Origin of the sequence: Enterobacter sp. CPE_E1241, assembly GCF_045618265.1 — a bacterium.
GTDB lineage: Bacteria > Pseudomonadota > Gammaproteobacteria > Enterobacterales > Enterobacteriaceae > Enterobacter > Enterobacter adelaidei.
The window spans coordinates 2357745-2379594 of record NZ_JBIWYV010000001.1 but is presented as its reverse complement, the minus strand read 5'-3'; the positions used below and the strand labels follow the sequence as shown (position 1 = coordinate 2379594).

Annotated in this window: 23 protein-coding genes; 11 read left to right on the top strand and 12 right to left on the bottom strand. The window is 56.8% G+C overall.

What is annotated here, in order from left to right; translation table 11 throughout:
• Together ACJ9Y9_RS11560 and dtnK are read right to left on the bottom strand one after the other, a co-directional pair.
• Nucleotides 1–987, bottom strand: coding sequence for a D-threonate 4-phosphate dehydrogenase (locus ACJ9Y9_RS11560; RefSeq protein ID WP_028017417.1), 987 nt, complete (start codon nt 985–987; stop codon nt 1–3).
• Entirely contained in the window at nt 980–2197 is a 1218-nt protein-coding gene (dtnK, locus tag ACJ9Y9_RS11555; RefSeq protein WP_028017418.1) for a D-threonate kinase, read from the bottom strand. Before dtnK ends, ACJ9Y9_RS11560 begins: the two co-directional genes overlap by 8 nt.
• Before the next feature lie 172 nt (nt 2198–2369).
• On the opposite strand from dtnK, the gene ACJ9Y9_RS11550 reads away from it, so the two are divergent.
• The 6 genes from ACJ9Y9_RS11550 (at nt 2370) to ACJ9Y9_RS11525 (ending at nt 8214) form a co-directional block, all read left to right on the top strand.
• Nucleotides 2370–3512 (top strand): iron-containing alcohol dehydrogenase, encoded by a 1143-nt coding sequence (locus ACJ9Y9_RS11550; protein WP_028017419.1) that lies wholly within the window; start codon nt 2370–2372, stop codon nt 3510–3512.
• Between the two features lie 17 nt (nt 3513–3529).
• On the top strand, nt 3530–4414 hold the full coding sequence (locus ACJ9Y9_RS11545; RefSeq protein ID WP_028017420.1) for a dihydrodipicolinate synthase family protein: 885 nt from the start codon (nt 3530–3532) through the stop codon (nt 4412–4414).
• Between the two features lie 76 nt (nt 4415–4490).
• Nucleotides 4491–5903 (top strand): sodium:solute symporter family protein, encoded by a 1413-nt coding sequence (locus ACJ9Y9_RS11540; RefSeq protein ID WP_028017421.1) that lies wholly within the window; start codon nt 4491–4493, stop codon nt 5901–5903.
• A gap of 1 nt (nt 5904) precedes the next feature.
• Nucleotides 5905–7068, top strand: coding sequence for an exo-alpha-sialidase (locus ACJ9Y9_RS11535; RefSeq protein ID WP_028017422.1), 1164 nt, complete (start codon nt 5905–5907; stop codon nt 7066–7068).
• Nucleotides 7065–7535: a YhcH/YjgK/YiaL family protein gene (locus tag ACJ9Y9_RS11530; protein ID WP_028017423.1), complete on the top strand. Its 471-nt coding sequence runs from the start codon at nt 7065–7067 to the stop codon at nt 7533–7535. Before ACJ9Y9_RS11535 ends, ACJ9Y9_RS11530 begins: the two co-directional genes overlap by 4 nt.
• 1 nt (nt 7536) lies before the next feature.
• The gene (locus ACJ9Y9_RS11525) at nt 7537–8214 is read left to right on the top strand and encodes an SDR family NAD(P)-dependent oxidoreductase (protein ID WP_028017424.1); all 678 of its coding nucleotides are present in this window, start codon (nt 7537–7539) and stop codon (nt 8212–8214) included.
• Here ACJ9Y9_RS11525 and ACJ9Y9_RS11520 read toward each other — a convergent pair.
• Complete coding sequence (locus ACJ9Y9_RS11520; protein ID WP_028017425.1) at nt 8211–9002, bottom strand: PhzF family phenazine biosynthesis protein; 792 nt, start codon at nt 9000–9002, stop codon at nt 8211–8213. The genes ACJ9Y9_RS11525 and ACJ9Y9_RS11520 overlap by 4 nt on opposite strands.
• A 27-nt stretch (nt 9003–9029) precedes the next feature.
• Nucleotides 9030–9818, bottom strand: a complete 789-nt coding sequence (locus ACJ9Y9_RS11515) for a PhzF family phenazine biosynthesis protein (protein ID WP_028017426.1) — start codon at nt 9816–9818, stop codon at nt 9030–9032.
• Between the two features lie 177 nt (nt 9819–9995).
• Between ACJ9Y9_RS11515 and ACJ9Y9_RS11510 the strand changes: the two genes are divergently transcribed.
• Nucleotides 9996–11192: a sugar transporter gene (locus ACJ9Y9_RS11510; protein WP_128347735.1), complete on the top strand. Its 1197-nt coding sequence runs from the start codon at nt 9996–9998 to the stop codon at nt 11190–11192.
• Between the two features lie 46 nt (nt 11193–11238).
• Here ACJ9Y9_RS11510 and ACJ9Y9_RS11505 read toward each other — a convergent pair whose 3' ends face one another.
• Entirely contained in the window at nt 11239–11904 is a 666-nt protein-coding gene (locus ACJ9Y9_RS11505; protein ID WP_028017428.1) for a MarC family NAAT transporter, read from the bottom strand.
• A gap of 256 nt (nt 11905–12160) precedes the next feature.
• On the opposite strand from ACJ9Y9_RS11505, the gene marR reads away from it, so the two are divergent.
• From marR to marB, 3 genes are read left to right on the top strand one after another with little or no spacing between them, the layout of a single operon-like run.
• Nucleotides 12161–12595, top strand: a complete 435-nt coding sequence (gene marR / locus ACJ9Y9_RS11500) for a multiple antibiotic resistance transcriptional regulator MarR (protein WP_028017429.1) — start codon at nt 12161–12163, stop codon at nt 12593–12595.
• A 20-nt stretch (nt 12596–12615) separates the two neighbouring features.
• Nucleotides 12616–12996 (top strand): MDR efflux pump AcrAB transcriptional activator MarA, encoded by a 381-nt coding sequence (marA, locus tag ACJ9Y9_RS11495; RefSeq protein ID WP_008502237.1) that lies wholly within the window; start codon nt 12616–12618, stop codon nt 12994–12996.
• 32 nt (nt 12997–13028) lie between these two features.
• Nucleotides 13029–13235: a multiple antibiotic resistance protein MarB gene (gene marB / locus ACJ9Y9_RS11490; protein WP_028017430.1), complete on the top strand. Its 207-nt coding sequence runs from the start codon at nt 13029–13031 to the stop codon at nt 13233–13235.
• 42 nt (nt 13236–13277) lie between these two features.
• Here marB and eamA read toward each other — a convergent pair whose 3' ends face one another.
• On the bottom strand, nt 13278–14183 hold the full coding sequence (gene eamA, locus ACJ9Y9_RS11485; protein WP_028017431.1) for an O-acetylserine/cysteine exporter: 906 nt from the start codon (nt 14181–14183) through the stop codon (nt 13278–13280).
• A 193-nt stretch (nt 14184–14376) separates the two neighbouring features.
• Here eamA and ydeE point away from each other — a divergent pair, with 193 nt between their 5' ends.
• Complete coding sequence (gene ydeE / locus ACJ9Y9_RS11480) at nt 14377–15570, top strand: efflux MFS transporter YdeE (RefSeq protein ID WP_028017432.1); 1194 nt, start codon at nt 14377–14379, stop codon at nt 15568–15570.
• Nucleotides 15571–15616: 46 nt separating this feature from the next.
• Here the strand turns inward: ydeE and zinT are convergent, their stop codons facing one another.
• From zinT to urtA, 6 genes are read right to left on the bottom strand one after another with little or no spacing between them, the layout of a single operon-like run.
• Nucleotides 15617–16258: a metal-binding protein ZinT gene (gene zinT / locus ACJ9Y9_RS11475; RefSeq protein WP_028017433.1), complete on the bottom strand. Its 642-nt coding sequence runs from the start codon at nt 16256–16258 to the stop codon at nt 15617–15619.
• Between the two features lie 52 nt (nt 16259–16310).
• Nucleotides 16311–17009 (bottom strand): urea ABC transporter ATP-binding subunit UrtE, encoded by a 699-nt coding sequence (gene urtE, locus ACJ9Y9_RS11470; RefSeq protein WP_028017434.1) that lies wholly within the window; start codon nt 17007–17009, stop codon nt 16311–16313.
• Nucleotides 17010–17018: 9 nt separating this feature from the next.
• Nucleotides 17019–17816 carry an urea ABC transporter ATP-binding protein UrtD gene (gene urtD, locus ACJ9Y9_RS11465; protein ID WP_028017435.1) on the bottom strand — a complete coding sequence of 266 codons (798 nt, stop codon included), beginning with the start codon at nt 17814–17816 and terminating at the stop codon, nt 17019–17021.
• Nucleotides 17816–18889, bottom strand: coding sequence for an urea ABC transporter permease subunit UrtC (urtC, locus tag ACJ9Y9_RS11460; RefSeq protein WP_028017436.1), 1074 nt, complete (start codon nt 18887–18889; stop codon nt 17816–17818). Before urtC ends, urtD begins: the two co-directional genes overlap by 1 nt.
• Nucleotides 18889–20463, bottom strand: a complete 1575-nt coding sequence (gene urtB / locus ACJ9Y9_RS11455; protein WP_028017437.1) for an urea ABC transporter permease subunit UrtB — start codon at nt 20461–20463, stop codon at nt 18889–18891. Before urtB ends, urtC begins: the two co-directional genes overlap by 1 nt.
• Before the next feature lie 24 nt (nt 20464–20487).
• The gene (gene urtA, locus ACJ9Y9_RS11450) at nt 20488–21759 is read right to left on the bottom strand and encodes an urea ABC transporter substrate-binding protein (RefSeq protein ID WP_028017438.1); all 1272 of its coding nucleotides are present in this window, start codon (nt 21757–21759) and stop codon (nt 20488–20490) included.
• Between the last annotated feature and the right edge of the window lie 91 nt (nt 21760–21850).

Sequence of the window (21850 nt, the reverse complement as noted above, 5' to 3'; positions counted from 1 at the left end):
TCATTCCCGTGTGATTTGCATAGCCAACTGAATAGACACCGTCATGCTCTCAGACTTGGCTTTACCGGTCCATGCAATATCGAACGCGGTTCCGTGGTCTGCAGAGGTACGGATAAACGGCAAGCCGGCGGTGATATTTACCCCGTCGTAAAAGCCGAGCAATTTTAGCGGAATATGCCCCTGATCGTGATACATCGCAACGACCATGTCATACATTCCTTCGTGGCATTGCATAAATACCGTATCCGGCGGACACGGTCCGGTGACGTTTAACCCCTGCGCTTTCATCGCCGCAACGGCCGGGCCGACAATCTTGATCTCTTCATCACCAAACAGGCCGTTCTCCCCCGCATGCGGGTTAACGCCGGCAACCGCGATGCGGGGATGCTCGAACCCGACGCGCTTCAGGAAGCTATCCGCAATGCCAATCACGGTTTTTACCCGATCCTGATTGAGCGTATCAAGGAATTTGCGCAGCGCAATGTGGGTGGTGATGTGAATCACCTTCAGCTTATCGGTATACAGCACCATGGCGTAATTTTTGCTGTTGGTCAGGTGCGCCAGCAGTTCGGTATGCCCCGGATAAAGGTGACCGGCAAGGTGCAGTGCCTCTTTGTTCAGGGGCGCCGTTGCAATCGCTTTCACCTCGCCCGCCATCGCCAGCTCGGTGGCGCGCTTCACGCAGCGATACGCCAGGTCCCCTGCCGCAGCCTGCACAACGCCCGGCTGCAGCGCATCGGGTTCTGCAAGCGGTTCGTCAAGCACGTTGATCACGCCGGGAGCAAACCGCGCGTCGCTCACCGCGTCGATGATCCGCATATCCGCCTGCCCGGCGATCCCTTTCTCCAGCACCCGCTGCAGCGTTCTGGCACAGCCCACCACCACCACGGGCGCCCCTGACAGCTCGCCCCCGATGAGGGATTTAATAATGATTTCCGGGCCAATGCCGGCCGGGTCACCCATGGTTACAGCGATGATTTTAGTCACTCAGTCTCTCCTCGATAAAATGCAAAACCTCAAGCAGCGTCTCTTCCTTTCCGAAGCCCCCTGCTTTGGTCATTACCGGCCGCTGCCAGCTACAGCCCACAAATTGTCCGACAGGTACGCATCGTGCGATGCACCCGGTGATTTCAAACCCGCGGGCATCCAGTGCCCTGGCGACGGCCATCGCCACATCGCCACCGGAGACGTACAGCGCGTCCGGCTCGTGCACCGCAAGCACCTGTCGGGTCAGCTCGCCTAAAAACGTACAGATTTTTTCGCCCAGACCCGCTCGGGTGACGTGATGTTGCTGGCAGAGCTGCTCCACCTGATGACGAGCCGCGTGGCCCGCGCTGGTATGCACGATGCAGTGATGGTCAGCCTGGAGCACCTGCGCAATCTGTGTGAGATACCCGTCCGCGTCGCCGCGCAGCGCGTCATTCACATCGATGAGTACCGACGAGACGCCCCTCTTACATTTAGCCCGCGTAATTTGTCGTTGAGCGATCTCACTCATCGAGCCCACCACGGCCAGCAGCTGTTTGCGTCGGGCCGGGGCCAGATGGCGGGCCAGCGCATCGCACAGCCCGGCCGAGCCCACCAGCAGCGGGGTCTGCGCGCAGCCCTGCGCGGCGGCGATAATGGCGTCCAGCTCCTCGTCGGTTTGCGCATCAACGATCAACCACTCCGTTCCCTGCGCCAGTTCGGCTGTCAGCGTCTTCACGGTCACGTTTTTAACGCTCACGCCGCTAAACAGGTCAGCAATGGCGGCAGACGGAACGGGCGTTTTGGGATCGCTGGCAAATTCGGTTTCATTCACCGGAATGCCGTTCATCAGGCACCTGCCGTGCCGCGTGATGCGCCCTGCCGCGGGGTACGCCGGGGCCACGATCGCCTGGCGCTTGCCGCTTAATGCCTTCAGGGCCTGTGATTCAACCCCCGCGTTGCCGCGCAGCGTGGAATCCATCTTTTTGATGAGCCAGCGGGCATCCGCGATGTCCGCCCCGAGCGCGGCCACCTTTTCCGCCGCCTGCGATGCCCGCAGCGCCCGGGAATCGGTGTTGACGATCAGCGCATCGGCCGCCTGGGTAAAGGGCGTATGAAACGCCACGCTGACTTTTTTGCCGCACAGCGCCAGGCTTACGCCGGCGTCGTTAGCGCCGGTAAAGTCATCTGCGACCACCACGACCTCTCTGTACAGATTGTTCACTTTCATCCCACTCCGGGTTCGCCTTTCCTGTTAATGATTATATTCAATCATGATTGATTATATGTGAGCAAGATCAAGTTAATCAGTTTGCGAATAAATTATAAATTTAGCTACACGATGACCATGAAGCGTCTTGTTTGAGCGAAATCAATCATGGACCCAGAGACAGGAGAAAAGCGTGGTAACTATTAACAGCACCATAATTAGCGGCGCGAACGCCATCGCCGCCATCAGGCCGTTACTGACTGACAAAGCGCAGCTCTTGCTGGTGACGGACGGCAATATTGCGCGTCTGGAGGCGGCAAAGCAGATCCGCGCGATCCTCGAAGAGGACAACCGCCGCGTCACGATTATCGATACGGTGCCGCCTGAACCCTCACACCATGACGTGAGCCAGCTGCTTGCCGGGTTAACGGGAACGTTTGGGCTGGTCGTCGGGCTTGGCGGGGGTAGCGTCCTGGATGTGGCCAAGCTGCTTTCGGTGCTCTGCCACCCGCAGTCACCGGGGCTGGACAGCCTGCTGGCGGGAACAAAACCCGTGGCGCGCATCTCCTCGCTGCTGATCCCGGCCACTGCCGGAACCGGATCGGAAGCTACGCCGAACGCCATTCTGGCCATCCCGGAGCAAAACACGAAGGTGGGCATTATCTCCCCCGTCCTGCTGCCTGACTACGTCGCCCTGCTGCCGGAGCTGACGACCAGCATGCCCGCGCACATTGCCTCATCCACCGGGATTGATGCCCTGTGCCATCTGATCGAGTGTTTCACCTCTACGGTCGCCAACCCGGTCAGCGATAACGCCGCGCTGATGGGGCTGTCTAAGCTGCTCAACAACATTGAAACGGCCTGCGCCGAACCGGGCAATCTGCTGGCGAAGCTGGAGATGCTGTGGGCGTCTTATTACGGCGGGGTCGCCATTGCGCATGCCGGCACGCATCTGGTTCACGCCCTTTCCTATCAACTCGGCGGCAAATATCACCTGCCTCACGGCGTCGCCAACGCCATTCTCCTGGCGCCCTGCATGCGAGCGGTTCGTCCCCACTGCGTGACGAAATTTGCGCAGGTCTGGGATTTGGTGCCCGGCGCGTTGACGTCGATGTCAGACGAAGAGAAATCCCACGCGCTGGTGGATTACTTTGCCGCGCTGGTGCGCAGGCTCAGCCTGCCAGACAACCTGGAGACGCTGGGTGTCCCGCGCGAGGACATCGCCGCACTGAGCGATGCGGCCCTTAACGTTAAGCGGCTAATGAACAACGCCCCTTGCCAGGTCAACCATGACGAAGTGCAGGCAATTTACCGGACGCTGTTTCCCCAACATTAATATCGAAGGAGTGAGAAATGCGTAACACAATCAGGGGCGTACTGACGGCCATCGTGACCCCCTTTGACGCGGAAGGCGCGCTGAATCTGTCGGGCCTTAAACGACAGATCGAACGTCAGCTCAGCGCGGGCAACGGCATCTTCTGCGGCGGCACCAACGGCGAGTTTTTCGTGCTGAACGAAGAGGAAAAAATCGCCGTCACCCGTACCTGTGTCGAAACGGTGGCCGGGCGCGCCCCGGTCGTGGCGCACATTGGGGAGATCTCGACCCGCGACACCATCAGTCTGGGGAAACAGATCGCCGCCCTGGGCGTCGATGCCGTATCCGTCATTACCCCTTACTTCGTGCCGCTAAAGCAGGCTGAACTTGTGGCGCACTACACCGCGATTGCCGACGCGCTGGCCGTGCCGGTGTTTCTGTACAACATACCGGCGCGGACCGGCAACACCATGGAGCCCGCCACCGCACGCGCCCTGGCCGAACATCCCAACATCATCGGTATCAAGGACAGCGCCGGAAGCTACGAGAGCCTGCGCGGATTCCTCAATGCGGTAAGCGACATTGACGGGTTCGACGTGCTCAACGGTCCGGACTCGCTGATCCACCAGGGCTTCGTCGACGGCTGTTCAGCCTGCATTTCCGGGCTGGCGAACGTGGCGCCGGCGGCCATCAACGCCATCTGGTCACTCTTTAACGCGGGCGATATCGAAGGCTCCCGCCTGGCGCAGGAGAGCGTTACGCAGTTGCGCACCGATCTGTACAGCGTGGCGTTTTCGCCTGCCGCCGTCAAAAAAGCGTTGCAGCTCATGGGAGAAGAGGTCGGCGAAAGCCGCTATGCCGTGGCGTTTAACGATAAACAGCTCGCAGAGATACGCCGAATAGTGACAACGTCACGCATTTAACCGGCGTTGGTTTCGTCCATAAGAATACCGGGTGCCTGAGGTGCCCAGGATTCACTCGCCCTGAAGAGAGGCAAAGATGAATAATTTTACCGCTGAAGATACCCTGATCATTGTGGGCATAGTCATTGCCTACATCCTGTTCACCACCTGGCTGACCTTTCGGATCCGCAGTAAAAACTCCGGCGACTTTATGGAAGGCTCCCGCGCGATGCCGGCGTTTATCGTCGGGATCCTGCTGATGTCCGAGTATATCGGCGCTAAATCCACCATCGGTACCGCGCAGGCGGCGTTTGAAGACGGGTTTGCCGCGTCATGGTCCGTTATCGGGGCCGCGATTGGCTTCCCGCTCTTTGGCCTGTTGCTGGTGAAGCGCATCTACAACACCGGGAAAATCACCATCTCGGGTGCGATTGCTGAAAAATACGGTAACAGCACCAAAAACATTATCTCCATCATCATGATCTACGCCCTGCTGCTGGTTAACGTGGGGAACTACGTCAGCGGCGCGGCGGCCATTTCCACGGTACTGAAAGTCAACCTCCCGGTGGCCGCCTTTATTACGGCCATTGTCAGCACCTTCTATTTCGCCTTTGGCGGCATGAAGGGCGTGGCCTGGGTTACGGTGCTGCACAGCGCGCTGAAATACTTCGGCATCCTCGCCATCATGGGCTTTGCGCTGTCGAAAACCGGCGGTTTTACGCCGATGATTGAAAACATGCCGGACTTCTACTGGACTTGGGATGGCAACATCGGCGCGTCGACCATTTTCGCGTGGCTGATTGGCACCATCGGCTCCATCTTCTGTACCCAGTTTGTCATTCAGGCGATTTCCTCCACCAAAGACGTGAAATCAGCCAAACGCTCTACCTGGGTTGCCTTCTTCTTCTGCCTGCCGATCGCGCTGGCCATCGCGGTGATTGGCGTGGCGGCAAAATACCTGCACCCTGAGATCGACAGCCTCTATGCGATGCCGATTTTCCTGCAGGATATGAACCCGTGGCTGGCCGGCCTGGTAACCACCTCTCTGGTGGCGTCCATCTTCGTCAGCGTCAGTACCGTTGCGCTGGCCATCGCCTCCCTGGTGGTCAAAGACTTTTACGTGCCGATGCGCAACCCGACGCCCGAGCAGGAGTTTAAGGCCACCCGCTGGATCTCCCTGTTGATTGGCTTCCTGCCGCTGATTTTTGTGCTGCTGGTGCCTGAAGTGCTGAAGCTCTCGTTCTTTACCCGCGCCATTCGCCTGTCGATTTCCGTGGTGGCCGTCATCGCGTTTTACGCCCCGTTCTTCCGCAGCACCCGCGGGGCCAATGCGGGCCTGATTGGCGCCTGCGTCGTGACCTCGGTCTGGTATCTGCTGGGCGATCCTTTCGGCATCAACAATATGTATATCGCCCTGATAACCCCAGCCGTCATCATGGCGATCGACCGCCTCATTCCGGGAAAAGCGCAGGGTAAAGCGCCAACCCCCGCTCAAAATAATGGAGTCTGATATGTCTGTAACCGTAACTCGCGACGGGATTCTTCGCCCGCAACAGGACGCTCACGTGAAGGCCGCCATGCTGCCTTCCTCTTGCCCACAAAACCACGCGGCGAACCTGCTGCCGCTGCCGGACGGCTCGCTGATGTGCGTCTGGTTTGGCGGTACCCAGGAAGGCATTGCGGATATCTCCGTATGGGGGTCACGCCTGGCGCAGGGCAGCAAGCAGTGGAGCGATGCGGTAAAACTGTCGGACGATGCCACGCGTTCCGAACAAAACCCGGTTCTGTTCCTGGCCCCGGACAACATGCTGTGGCTGCTGTGGACCGCGCAGGTTTCCGGGAATCAGGACACAGCCATCGTGCGCTATCGCCAGTCCCGAGATCTGGGTAAAACCTGGGGAGATATCGCCACCCTGCTCGATAAACCGGGCACGTTTATCCGCCAGCCGATTGCCGTGCTGGACAACGGCAGCTGGCTGCTGCCGGTGTTTTACTGCCGCACGCGGCCAGGTGAGAAATGGGTCGGCAATGACGACATAAGCGCGGTAAAAATCTCCGAAGACGGTGGCAAAACGTGGCGCGACGTCGAGGTGCCGGACAGCCTGGGCTGCGTGCATATGAACATCACTCCGCTTCTCAACGGCACGCTGGTCGCCCTGTTCCGCAGCCGCTGGGCGGACAATATTTATTACAGCCAATCAACCGATAACGGTGAAAGCTGGTCCGTACCGGAGCCCACGGAGCTACCCAATAACAACTCGTCTATCCAGGTGACCACGCTTGCGAGCGGTGAGCTGGCGCTGGTGTTTAACCCCATGAGCGCCGCCGGCGCGCGGGAACGTCGGGCCTCACTATACGATGAAATAGACGATGGCGACGGGCGCAAAGAGCCGGTTGTCACCCACGGTCGGGCTGCCTTCTGGGGTGCACCGCGCGCGCCGATGACCGTCGCCATTTCGCCGGACGGTGGTCAAAGCTGGCCGTGGCAACGTCATCTGGACGAGGGGGATGGCTACTGTATGACCAACAACTCTCTGGAAAAGCTCAACCGCGAATTCTCCTATCCCAGCATCAAGCAGGGTCCTGAAGGGGATCTGCATATCGCGTATACGTACTTCCGTCAGGCCATCAAATACGTGCGGGTGACGCCAGAATGGGTCAAGGAGTCAGTATGATTATCGGACATCTCAACGCCCTGCCGCTGGCAGGGCTCCCGCCGGCGCTGTACGCCCTGCTTTCGCGCCCGGACTGCACGCTTAAGGCGCTCAGCGAACGCAATGACGGGCGCTGGCAGCCAGACGATGCGCCATGGTTTTGTCACGTCGGCCCGGCGAAAACCCAGCCGCGCGCCGAGCGGCACACGGAGTATCATCATCAGTGGGCGGATATCCAAATCGTGTTAGCCGGTGAAGAATACATATACGCTGGCGCGCTTCCCGCAGGCAGGCCGGGTGACGAAGAGCGTAAGCCGGATCTCTTTATTGCTTCATCCGCCGGGCACAGCGTCAGGATCCGCCTGGCCGCGGGCGACTTTGCAGTGTTTTGTCCCGGTGAACCTCACCAGGCGCTGTGCGCCGCAGAGGCACCGATGACCGTGCGCAAAGCGGTGTTTAAAATTCCGCGCGCGATGCTGGAGGTATGACATGCGCCACGCCGTCGTTACCGGAGCCAGCTCCGGAATTGGGGAGGCCATCGTTAAGCGTTTACTGGCGGAGGACTGGCAGGTCACCGGGCTGAGCCGACGGGCCGTGATGCCGTATACCCCCGGCTTCACCTGCCTTCAGGTGGATATCACCGACCCGGACGCCCTGAGCCGCGCCATGCACACCATCGCTACGCCTCGGGCGGTGATCCATGCCGCCGGGATGATGGCCGCCGCGCCGCTGGGCCAGCTGGAAAGCCGCGTTAGCGAGTCCCTGTGGCAGCTCCACGTCATGGCCTGTGAGGCGTTGTTTAACCATTTTGCCCCCGCAATGGCCCCGCGTGGACGGCTGGTGGCGATAGGCAGCAGAACCTCCCGCGGGGCAGCAGGACGATCGCAGTATGTTGCCACCAAGGCGGCGATGGTGGGAATGGTCAGAAGCTGGGCGGCGGAGCTGGCCCCGCGCGGGATCACCGCTAACGTGGTCGCGCCGGGCGCCACCCATACGCCGATGCTCAGCGCGCCGGGGCGGGAAACCTCGCCCCCCAAATGTCCGCCAATCGGGCGTTTAATCTCGCCAGAGGAGGTGGCGGGACTGGTGAGTTTCTTGCTTAGCGACGACGCCGCCGCCATCACCGGCCAGGAGATGGTGATATGCGGCGGCGCCTCACTCGGCTAGCGCAGGAAGATGCGCCCTTTCAGATACAGGGTCGCCTGGCCACCAATCAGCACGCGGTCGCCCTTCAGCTCGCAGCGCAGGTCCCCGCCACGGTACGATACCTGGCGGGCGTTCAGTGACGTTTTACCCAGCTTTTCGCTCCAGTACGGGATCAGCATGCTGTGGGCAGACCCGGTGACCGGATCTTCTGGTACCCCTTCCCCCGGGCAGAAGAAGCGGCTGACGAAGTCATACTGCTCTCCCGGCGCCGTCACGCAGACCATTTTATCCAGCGGAAGCATCGCCCCAATATCCGGCGTTAACGCTTCCACCTGTTGCTGGCTCTCCAGCACCACCATGTAATCGCGTCCGACGCGCACCTCTTTCGCCTCTGGGATGCCCAGCGCGCTAAGCAGCACTTCGGGTGGGTTTTCCACGACTTCTGTCGTCCACGCGGGGAAGTTCAGCGTCAGCCAGTCGCCGCTGCGTTTGACGGTCAGCTCGCCGACAAAGCGCGTGGTGAAGGTGATTTCGGTATGCGGATAATCAAGGTATTCAAAAATGACGTGTGATGCGGCAAGCGTGGCATGGCCGCAGAGGTTAATTTCATCCAGCGTGGTGAACCAGCGCAGCTCAAACCCGCCGTCGGTGCGCACGAAAAAGGCGGTTTCAGACTGGTTATGCTGCTGCGCCATTTTGAGCAGCATCTCGTCAGGCAGCCACTCTTCCAGAGGACATACCGCTGCGGCGTTGCCGCCGAAGGTTTTGTCGCTGAAGGCATCCACCAGATAAAAATCAATTTCCTGCATTGTCTCTTCCTCTCTTGTTATGGCTATTTAGCGCAGAAAAACTGTGCCTTTCAGATAAAGTGTGGCCTGTCCGCCCATCAGCACGCGCGAGCCTTTCAGTTCGCAGCGTATATCGCCGCCTCGTGCGGAAACCTGACGAGCAAGCATCGTCGTTTTACGCAGTTTTTCACTCCAGTAAGGAATGAGCATCGTATGTGCAGAGCCGGTAACCGGATCTTCCGGGACGGACACCCCCGGCGAGAAGAAGCGGCTGACAAAATCATATTCACCGTCTCCCCGTGCCGTTACCGTCACTTTATGTTCGCCTGGCGTCATCGCGGAGATGTCTGGCGCGAGCGCTTCGACCTGCTGGCGATCGTCCAGGACGATGAGCCAGGCCCGGCCTTTACGGGCTTCAGCGTAGTGGCTGATCCCCAGGGCCGAGAGCATCTCCGGCGGGGGCGTCTCTTCATGAGTTGGGCATGCCGGGAAATCCAGTGTCATCCAGTCACCTTCACGGCTTACCGTCAGGCGGCCAGATGCGGTATCAAAGTGGATCCGCGAGTCGGGATAATCCAGTTCGGTAAACAGGACATACGCCGCCGCCAGCGTGGCGTGACCGCAGAGATTCACTTCCGTAAGGGTGGTAAACCAGCGTAGCTCAATCCCCCCTTTACTGCAGACGAAAAAAGCCGTCTCCGACTGATTATGCTCTTGCGCCATTCTCAGCAAGGTCTCATCGGGTAACCATGTCTTCAACGGGCAAACCGCTGCCGGATTGCCGCCAAAGGTTTTGTCACTGAAGGCATCAACCAGATAAAAATCAATCTCCTGCATTGTCTTACCGCCTGTTTTTATTATGTTGTTCTTTTATATTCAATGAAAACGACGTTCCCGGCTACCGCTTTCATAAGGTAAATATTGAGATCTGCATCACATAATGATTGAGTTTTCACCATTTAACGTTTTAAGATCGACCTCTCTTCTTTTCAGCAACGAATCTCCGACATCCCTATGACAACGAACACAGTTTCCCGCAGAGTTGCGTGGCTACGGGTGGTCACGCTGGCTATTGCCGCATTTATTTTTAACACCACAGAATTTGTTCCGGTTGGGCTGTTGTCTGATATCGCGGAAAGTTTCCAGATGGAAACGGCGCAGGTGGGCATTATGTTGACCATCTACGCCTGGGTGGTGGCGCTGATGTCCCTGCCGTTTATGCTCATGACCAGCCAGATGGAGCGGCGTAAGCTGTTAATCGGTCTGTTTGCGTTGTTTATTGCCAGTCACGTTTTGTCGTTTATGGCGTGGAGCTTTACCGTGCTGGTCATTAGCCGCGTCGGTATTGCCTTTGCCCACGCGGTGTTCTGGTCAATTACTGCGTCTCTGGCTATACGGCTGGCACCGGCCGGTAAACGAGCCCAGGCGCTGAGCCTGATTGCCACCGGTACGGCGCTGGCGATGGTATTGGGTCTGCCTATTGGCCGCATCGTAGGGCAATATTTCGGCTGGCGTACCACCTTCTTCGCTATCGGCATGGGGGCACTGATCACGCTGGTTTGCCTGATCAAACTGCTGCCGACGCTGCCAAGCGAACATTCTGGCTCGCTGAAAAGCCTGCCGCTGCTGATGCGTCGCCCGGCGTTACTGAGTATCTACCTGCTTACCGTCATTGTGGTGACGGCGCATTACACGGCGTATAGCTACATTGAGCCGTTTGTACAGGTTGTGGCGGGCTTTAGCGCCAACTTTGCCACGGTATTACTGTTGATCCTTGGTGGAGCGGGAATTATTGGCAGCATTCTGTTTGGTAAGCTGGGTAACCAGCATGCCTCCACTCTGGTGAGTAGTGCCATTGGCCTGCTGCTGGCCTGCCTGCTGTTACTGATGCCCGCGGCGGGAAGTGAAAACCATCTGGCGATCCTCAGCCTGTTCTGGGGAGTGGCGATCATGATTATTGGTCTGGGCATGCAGGTGAAAGTCCTGGCCCTGGCACCCGATGCGACGGACGTCGCCATGTCACTGTTCTCGGGGATTTTTAATCTGGGCATTGGCGCGGGCGCGCTGGTGGGAAATCAAATTAGCCTGCATGTGTCGATGTCGGCGATCGGCTATCTGGGAGCCATCCCTGCGCTGGTAGCGCTGATCTGGTCAGTGCTGATCTTCCGTAAATGGCCGGTGGCGCTTGAAGAACACAGGCAGCACGGGTGACGTTTGTTTGTGCCGGGTGAGGCGAAGCCGCCACCCGGCAATGAAATTAATGGTAAGTTTTAATAATCTCCAGCACGCCGTTAATAATAAACTGCACGCCCATACAGACCAGTAAGAAGCCCATCAGACGGGAAATAGCCTCGATACCGCCCTTGCCTACCCAGCGCATAATGGCGCCAGAACTGCGCAGTGACACCCACACGATAATCCCTATAATCGCAAAGATCAGCGGTGGCGCAACCGTCAGTACCCAGTCCGGGAAGGTTGCGCTGTCACGCACCGTGGATGCGGAACTGATGATCATCGCGATGGTACCCGGCCCCGCCGTGCTCGGCATGGCAATTGGTACAAAGGCGATATTCGCACTCGGTTCGGTTTCCAGCTCTTCCGATTTACTGGTCGCTTCCGGTGACTCATGCGCTTTTTGTGCCGGGAACAGCATACGGAAACCGATAAAGGCCACAATCAGCCCCCCGGCGATACGCAGGCCAGGGATAGAAATCCCGAAGGTGTTCATCACCAGTTGTCCGGCGTAGTAAGCCACCATCATGATGGCGAATACATACACGGAGGCCATCATCGACTGATGATTACGCTCGGCGCTGTTCATGTTCCCCGCGAGCCCGAGGAAGAGCGCAACCGTCGTTAACGGGTTGGCCAACGGCAGCAATACCACCAGCCCAAGACCAATTGCTTTAATCAAATCCAACATAGTGCGTTGTTGTCCTTATTCATATTTAACACAGCAATTATAGGGGGAAAGTGTGACGTTCAGCCATCTGCTCAACGTAACGATTATTTTCCTCCGTGAACAATTACTCCCGGTTATCTATTTGATTTGAAAGACCTCAAAAAACGTACATGAAACGTTTTAGCAATTCGTGGCATCGGTTAATTCATTCAGTTGACTTATACTTGCCTGAGCAATAATATCTGCCGTGACTAAACTACTTGCCAGGGCAACCATTGTGAAAAGCACCAGTGATCTCTTTAACGACATTATTCCACTGGGTCGTCTTATTCATATGGTCAATCAGAAAAAAGATCGCCTGCTCAATGACTACCTGTCACCGCTGGATATCACCGCAACACAGTTCAAAGTGCTGTGTTCCATTCGCTGCGAAATGTGTATCACGCCGGTTGAGCTGAAAAAGGTGCTCTCTGTCGATCTGGGTGCGCTAACCCGCATGCTGGATCGTCTCGTCTGCAAAGGATGGATAGAACGAAGCCCTAACCCGAATGACAAACGCGGCGTACTGGTGAAACTCACCGAGGATGGCGCAGCGATGTGCGAACAATGTCATCAATTAGTAGGACAAAAATTACATCAGGAACTCACAAAAAACTTAACGGCAGATGAAGTGGCAACCCTTGAGCTTTTGCTTAAGAAAATACTGCCGTAATCAGAATAAGAGGTATGACGATGTCCAGACGCAATACTGACGCTATTACCATTCATAGCATTTTGGACTGGATCGAAGATAACCTGGAATCGCCGCTCTCCCTTGAAAAAGTGTCCGAGCGTTCAGGTTACTCCAAATGGCACCTGCAACGGATGTTCAAAAAAGAGACCGGCCATTCATTAGGTCAATATATTCGCAGCCGCAAGCTGACAGAAATTGCCCAGAAACTGAAAGAAAGCAATGAGCCGATCCTTTATCTGGCGGAGCGTTACGGATTTGAATCGCAACAAACCCTGACGCGTACGTTCAAGAACTACTTTGACGTGCCGCCTCATAAGTACCGAATTACCAGCGTGCCAGGCGAATCCCGATACCTGTATCCGTTAAAACATTGTAGTTAATCATCGCCTTTAAAGACGTAACCGAGGAAATCATGAAAGCTATCGCCTCCGCCGCCCTCGCCTTGCTGGTGCTGTTCTCCAGCCAGACCTTCGCGGAGCAAACCCCTCGTGCAACGCAGCAAAATAATCCTGATACGATGATTTTGCCGTCAGCACATGACCGGTCACCCTACGATTTCAACCACATGGGTGCAGGTAGCGACAAGTCCGACGAATTAGGCGTGCCTTATTACAATTAGCACGGCCTCTGATTCGTTTTGCCCCGCAGATGCGGGGCTTTTTTATGCCTTTCCACTGACCCGCGTCGCCCGACGCACGCGCAAACCAAAGACATTAATATACAACCCGGCCATGATCAGCACAGCGCCAAGCAGCTGCAGCGCGCTCAGCGTTTCATTCAGTAAGAGTGCCGCACTGGCAAGCCCCACCACCGGAACCAGCAGCGACAGCGGTGCGACGCGCCAGGTTTCATACTTGCCAAGCAGTGACCCCCAGATCCCATAGCCGATAATAGTGGCGACAAACGCCAGGTAGAGTAGCGACAAAATCGTGGTGAGATCGATTTCAACCAGGCTGTTCAGCATCACATCCGGACCATCCAGAATAAACGACGCCGCCAGAAACGGGATTATCGGGATCAGCGCACTCCAGACCACCAGCGACATAACAGCCGGGCGCGCCTCATGCTGCATGATCAATTTGTTGAAGATATTCCCGCAGGCCCAGCTCAGCCCCGCCGCCAGCGTCAGCATAAAGCCGAGCAACGCCACATCCTGACCGTTCAGACTGGCCTCAATCAGTACCAGCACGCCAAACACCGCGAGCGTGATCCCCGCCAGCTGTTTGCCCTGCAGGCGCTCACCAAACACAAACGCGCCGAGGATAATGGTAAAGAACGCCTGCGCCTGTAACACCAGCGAGGCAAGACCGGCCGGCATTCCGAACTTGATGGCACAGAAGAGAAAAGCGAACTGGCCAAAGCTGATGGTCAGGCCATAGCCCAGCAGCAGTTTCAACGGGATTTTAGGACGGGCGACGAAAAAAAGCGCCGGGAACGCCACCAGCATGAAACGTAAACCGGCCAGCATCAGCGGGGGCATGTTGTGCAACCCCAGCTTGATGACCACAAAATTGAGCCCCCATACTACGACCACCAGCAACGCCAGCAGCCCGTCTTTACGCGTCATACCCTGCCCCTGAATTATTAATTATTTGTTAACACTTCAAGGTAACAGAAAAAAGCACGCTGCGAGAAGATCATTAATTCTGGCAGTCAGGCGAAGCACTTACGGATAAATTGGGTGCTATACAAGCCCCTTATGTCGTGATACTCCTTTTAGAACACAACATAAAAAGCATAAGCAATTGTCGGGCAGGAATATGAAACCATCTCTCAGGCGCTCAACCGCAGCGCTGCTGGCATCGTCATTGTTGTTAACAATCGGTCGGGGGGCAACGCTGCCGTTTATGACCATTTATCTCACGCGCGTCTATAGCATGAGCGTCGAGAATATTGGTTATGCCCTGACGATTGCGCTGACTATCGGCGTGGTGTTCAGCCTGGGGTTTGGCATTCTTGCCGATAAGTTTGATAAAAAACGCTACATGCTGATCGCGATCGTGGCTTTTATTGCCGGATTTGTCGCGATCCCGTTGGTCGATAACGTCACGCTGGTGGTGCTGTTCTTTGCGCTGATCAACTGCGCCTATTCCGTCTTTTCGACGGTGCTGAAGGCCTGGTTCTCCGACGTGCTCACCGCAAGTCAGAAAGCGCGTGTCTTCTCGCTGAACTACAGCTTCCTGAATATTGGCTGGACGATCGGGCCGCCCATTGGCACCCTGCTGGTGATGTACAGCCTGCAGCTGCCGTTCTGGCTGGCCGCCTTCTGTGCCGCACTGCCGCTCGGATTTATCCATTTCTTCGTGCAAAAAAGCGTCGCACTGGATACCACCGAGGAGAAAATGCCCTGGCAGCCGTCAGTATTGCTGAAAGACCGCGCGCTGTTCTGGTACACGCTCTCTGGCCTGCTGGCGTCCTACGTGGGCGGGTCGTTCGCGAGCTGTATTTCGCAATACGTTCTGGCTGCACATGCAGACAGTGATTTCGCTGAAAAAGTGGTCGCCGTGGTGCTGCCCGTCAACGCCGCCGTGGTGGTGACGCTGCAATATGCCCTGGGCCGCAAGATCTCTGCCAGCAATATTCGCCCGCTGATGTCCCTCGCGACCCTGTTTTTTATTATGGGACTCGGCGGCTTCATGCTCTCCGGAGAAAACCTGATTTACTGGGGTATTGCTGCCGCCATCTTTACGCTCGGCGAAATCATCTATGCACCGGGTGAATACATGTTGATCGACAATATCGCTCCACCAGGAATGAAAGCGAGCTATTTCTCCGCGCAGGCGCTGGGCTGGCTCGGCGCAGCGGCAAACCCGATGATCACCGGTATTATCCTGACCAACCTGCCGCACTGGTCGTTATTTGTGATTATGATGGTCGCCATTGTGATTGCCTGGCTGATGATCTTGCGCGGGATGAGCGTGAAGGCATGGTGCGAGTCACCCAACGTAGCGTAACACGTGTAGGCCGGGTAAGGCATTGCCGCTACCCGGCCGTAAAGCATCAATGGTGTAACATTTCCTCCACCACCTGCTCTTTGTACATCTCGTTCGGGTAGTAGGTCGGCCAATTATCCATCTCTTTCAGCAGCGCCTCGTGGGAGGTGTTGCCCATGAAAATATGGAAGTGCGAAGAGGCCTTCGGTCCGATGGTATGGTCGCTGAACTGCACGAATTTCGGCGCCTTGCTGCTGGTGTCCTTGCACTCAAACAGATAGCGAACGCCTTTCTTACCTGACGCGTAGGTCAGGATTTTGTAGCCGCTGTAATCATAATGACAGCGGCTAACCTCTTTACCTTTATGAAATTCCATAACGTTATTTTCAATGCCGATGGCATCCACGTCCGTCGCATATCCCGTGCGGTAGTAGGCTTTCACCTCATCGAAGGATTTGCTTTTATCCTTCTGCGCTTTCTGCTTAAAGACCGGATCCAGCGAACCATCGAGCAGGAACGGATAGACCGACTGCCAGGTACCGTCCCAGTCAGACAGCGCTCTGTCCTTCACGTCTTTATCCTCAAACACGCCGTTCGCCGCCTTCTGTTCCGCTTCGGTCATCTGATGTCCGTGCGAGTGAGCAAACAGCTGGCCGCTGACCAGCAGCGCCCCCAGAGTCATGGCAAATTTTCCAATATGTGCAGCCAACATAACATCCTCATTCCGTTTGATAAGAATGCGAATGTTATATTATAACATTTCAAATCGCAACCAGGCCGCGAACGCCCTCCTGCTCCATGTTTTCACCTCGTCCGCGCTGAATGATGGTGCCGCGCGACATCAGCAGATAGCTGTCGGCCAGCCCGGCAGCAAAATCATAAAACTGCTCGACCAGCAGGATCGCCATATCCCCCCGATCCGCCAGGGTGCGGATCACCTGACCTATCTCTTTTATGACAGACGGCTGTATACCTTCGGTGGGTTCATCGAGGATCAACAATTGCGGGCGGCTTGCCAGCGCTCGACCAATCGCCAGCTGTTGCTGTTGTCCTCCGGAGAGATCGCCCCCGCGACGCTGTTTCATCTCTTTAAGCACCGGGAACAACTGCCAGATCTCTTCCGGAACCTGCTTTGCATCGCGGGCAGAAAACCGTGACAGGCCCAGCAGCAAATTTTCTTCAACGGTTAAGCGAGGGAAAATTTCACGCCCCTGCGGGACATACGCCACGCCAGACTGCACCCGCTGGTGCGGCTTGCTATGGGTGATTTTTTTGCCCTGCCAAATCACCTCCCCGGTTTTCGCCGGGATCAGACCCATAAGGCACTTCAGCAGCGTAGTTTTCCCGACGCCGTTACGCCCCAGCAGGCAGGTGACTTCGCCAGTGATGGCTTCAAAGCTCACGCCGCGCAGAATATGGCTGCCGCCATAATATTGATTCAGTTCGTTAACCTGTAACATCACCGCTCCTTAGCGTCCCAGATAGACTTCAATCACCTGCTCATTGGCCTGCACCTCGCGAAGCGATCCCTCCGCCAGCACGCGCCCCTGGTGCAGTACCGTCACGTGATCGGCAATGGTTTCTACAAAGCCCATATCGTGCTCCACCACCATCAGAGAATGCTTGCCCGCCAGCGTTTTGAACAACTCAGCGGTATATTCGGTTTCCGCATCGGTCATCCCGGCCGCCGGCTCATCCAGCAACAACAGATGCGGATCCTGGACCAACAGCATGCCGATCTCGAGGAACTGTTTTTGCCCGTGCGAAAGTAGCCCGGCCAGGCGGTCACGTTCACTACTCAGACGCAGCAAAACCAGCATTTCATCAATCCGGTCACGTTGTTCCCCGTTGAGTTTTGCCCGCAGGCTCGCCCACACGGATTTATCGGTTTTCATGGCAATCTCAAGGTTTTCCCACACCGTTAGCGCTTCAAATACCGTCGGTTTCTGGAATTTTCGGCCAATCCCCTGACGGGCAATGGCGGCGGGCTCAAGCAGCGTCAGGTCAATAGACTGGTCATAAATCGCTTTGCCGCTTTTCGGCCGTGTTTTGCCAGTGATGACATCCATCAGCGTGGTTTTACCTGCACCATTGGGACCAATCACGCAGCGCAACTCGCCCACGCCGATGTTCAATGTGAGATCCGTCAATGCCTGAAATCCATCAAAGTTAACGTTGATCTTTTCCAGTTGCAGCACAGGGTCAGTCTGCTCACGGTAGCGATCGCCAGGTAACTGGCGGGTGAATAATCCTTCAGCTGGCTGCATTACTTCTCTCCCTTACGAAACAGACCGTAAACGCCGCGTGGTAAAAACAGGGTCACGGCGATAAAAATCATCCCGAGAAACAGTTGCCAGTATTCCGGCATCGCGACCGTGAAAACACTCTTTGCCCCATTCACCAGCGCAGCGCCTATCACCGGCCCCACCAACGTGCCACGTCCGCCCAGCGCTACCCAGATTGCCGCTTCTATCGAGTTTGTCGGCGACATCTCTCCTGGGTTGATAATGCCCACCTGCGGAACGTAGAGTGCCCCTGCAAGGCCACACAGCACTGCAGAAAGTGTCCACACCAGCAGCTTGAACCCGCGAGGATCGTACCCGCAAAACGTCAGGCGGTTTTCGGCATCCCGTACGGCAGTCAAAATACGGCCAAACTTGCTCTTCGCCAGTGCAAATCCGGTGCCTAACGCCAGGAGCAGCAACAATACGGTCGCCAGAAACAGCGCAATACGCGTGGTCGTTTCCGTCACCGAAAACCCCAGCAACGTGGTGAAACCGGTAAAGCCGTTATTACCGCCAAAACCGGTTTCGTTGCGAAAGAACAGCAACATCCCCGCATAGGTCAGCGCCTGGGTCATAATCGAGAAGTAGACCCCTTTGATCTTCGAGCGGAAGGCAAACCAGCCAAACACCAGCGCCAGCAGGCCAGGCACCATGACAATCAGCACCAGCGTCCAGGCAAAGTACTGGGTTCCCCACCAGAACCACGGCATTTCGGTCCAGGAGAGAAACGACATAAACGCGGGCAAGCCGTCACCTGCGGCCTGGCGCATCAGGTACATGCCCATCGCATAGCCACCCAGCGCGAAGAAAATGCCGTGCCCAAGGGACAACATTCCGGCATAGCCCCACACCAGATCCAGCGCCACCGCAACGATGGCGTAGCAGAGGATCTTACCGATAAGCGTCAGCATCCAGGTTGATAACGCCAGCGGATGCGTGGCAGGGAGTAAGGCAAAAAACGGTAATATCAGCAGACACGCCACCAGCAGGCTGCCGACAATCTGAATGGTTCGTGGCGCTTTACGCGCCAGCGTTAAGGTGAGTGGCTGGCTCATCAGTCAATAACCCTCCCTTTCAGTGCAAACAACCCCTGCGGTCGTTTCTGAATAAACAGAATGATCGCCACCAGAATCAGAATCTTGCCCAGTACCGCCCCCATCTGCGGCTCAAGGATTTTATTAAAGATCCCAAGACCAAAGGCTGCGGCCACGCTGCCTGCCAGCTGGCCTACGCCACCGAGAACGACCACGAGGAAAGAGTCGATGATATAGCCCTGACCCAGCTCTGGCCCGACGTTCCCAAGCTGAGATAACGCCACGCCGCCTAACCCGGCAATGCCTGAGCCAAGCCCGAAAGCCAGCATATCGACACGCCCCGTCGGCACCCCACAACAGGCAGCCATGCTGCGGTTTTGTGTCACCGCACGCACGTTAAGCCCCAGACGGGTTTTATTCAGAATCAGCCAGGTGAAGAACAGCACCAGCAGCACGAATCCCAGCACCACTATGCGGTTCCACGGCAACGTCAGGTTAGCAAAGACCTGCACGCCGCCAGACAACCATGCCGGGTTTGCCACCTCCAGATTCTGTGCGCCAAAGGTCATGCGCACCAGCTGGATGAGCATCAGGCTGATGCCCCAGGTTGCCAGCAGCGTTTCCAGCGGACGACCGTACAGGTGACGGATCACGGTACGCTCCAGCACCATCCCGATGCCCGCCGTCAGGCAGAACGCCACCGGCAACGCGATAATCGGATAGAGCGCCAGCCACTGGGGCGCAAGCCCGGCCATCACCTGCTGCACCATCCATGTAGCGTACGCCCCGAGCATCAGCATCTCGCCGTGCGCCATATTAATGACCCCCAGCAAACCGTAGGTGATAGCAAGACCCAGCGCGGCCAGCAGCAGCACCGATCCCAGAGAGAGTCCCATAAACGCCTGTCCCAGCAGATCGCCCCACATCAGGCGATGCTTAATCTGGCTAAGGCTCTCTTCTGCGGCAGCGCGAACGCCAGCATCAGGCTCGGTCTGCACCTGCGCAAACGGTGTTAGCTTTGACTGCACATCCGGATCGTCGGACTGACCTAACAGCTCGACTGCCTTGCGGCGCACCTCTGCCTGCGGACTTGCCAGCTGAAGATTCGCCACCGCCAGCAGCAGCGCCTGGCGCGCCACATCATCGGTTTCACTCACAACCCGCGTTTGCAGGAAACCGAGCATGCCGGGCTGAGCGTCACGCTGAAGCTGGCGAGCCGCAGCACGTCTTTCAGTGACACTGTCACTCACAAGCTGATGTGTAGCAATGGCTGTTGCGGCAAGCACCCGTAGCCGGTTGGTCAGACGCACGGCTTTGGTTGGCCCCTCTGCAGTTTTGGTTTCCCCCAGCGGCATGATGTCGCCATTACGTTGCACAAACGCGTGCTTTTGGCTGTCGGTGTAGAGGTTTTCATCTTGCAGTGCCTGAAGCAGCGGCAACCTTGCGGCATCCGGCGCTGCGGCCCACTGCGTCAGCAGCTCAGCCTGCTGGCTGCGACTGGCGGCAACAAAACGATCGGCATCCGATGCCTGCGCCATCCCTGGCAGCAGACCGGCAAGCCACACAATAGCGACGATCGTGCGCATGACGTTCATGGATTATCTCCCTGCGGTAATGGCTCAGTTGCTGGCGGTTTTCATCGGCTGATCGGGCTTTTTGTCATTCCCGGCAATGAAGGGGCTCCACGGCTGGGCACGTACCGGCTGTTCAGTCTGCCACACCACGTTAAACTGACCGTTCCCTTCAATTTCACCGATCATGACCGGCTTATGCAGGTGATGGTTGGTGGCATCCATGGTGAGCGTAAAACCTGAAGGGGCTTTAAATGACTGGCCTGCCATCGCCGCGCGCACTTTATCTACATCGGTAGAACCGGCTTTTTCCACCGCCTGTGCCCACATATGGATGCCCACGTAGGTGGCTTCCATCGGGTCATTCGTGACCACGGTGTCGGCATTCGGCAGTTTGTGCGCTTTCGCATACGCTTTGTAATCCGCCACGAACGCCTGGTTGGTCGGGTTATCCACAGACTCAAAGTAGTTCCACGCAGCCAGGTTGCCGACCAGCGGTTTGGTGTCTATCCCGCGCAGCTCTTCTTCACCCACGGAGAATGCCACTACCGGCACGTCGGTCGCTTTCAGACCCTGGTTGGCCAGCTCTTTGTAGAACGGTACGTTGGAGTCTCCGTTGATGGTCGATACCACGGCGGTTTTACCGCCTGCGGAGAATTTCTTAATGTTGGCAACAATAGTCTGGTAGTCGCTGTGACCAAACGGGGTGTAAACCTCTTCGATATCCTTATCCTCGACACCTTTCGAATGCAGGAAGGCACGCAGGATCTTGTTGGTCGTACGGGGGTAAACGTAATCGGTACCTAACAGGAAGAAGCGTTTTGCCCCACCGCCGTCTTCACTCATCAGGTATTCCACCGCCGGGATCGCCTGCTGGTTCGGTGCCGCGCCGGTATAGAAGACGTTCGGTGACATCTCCTCGCCTTCATATTGCACCGGGTAGAACAGCAGGCCGTTCAGTTCTTCAAACACCGGCAGAACCGATTTACGCGACACCGATGTCCAGCAACCGAACACGACCGCGACTTTATCCTGGCTTAACAGCTGGCGAGCTTTCTCAGCAAACAGCGGCCAGTTCGACGCCGGGTCAACCACTACCGGTTCCAGCTTTTTACCCAGTACGCCCCCTTTGGCGTTGATCTCATCAATCGTCATCAGCGCAACATCTTTCAGCGGGGTCTCGGAGATAGCCATCGTGCCGGACAAAGAATGCATGATGCCCACTTTGATGGTATCGGCCGCTTGCACGCCAAAACTCATTCCCATAGCAACAACAGAAGCTGACAACGCGAAGGCTTTCAATAAGGTACGACGGTGCATATTTTCACTCCTGAAAAAGAACGCTGTGCGAAGACGTCCGTTACGGCGTGGACGCGGATAAAAATGTGCCAGCTAAGCAGGAGCAAAAAGG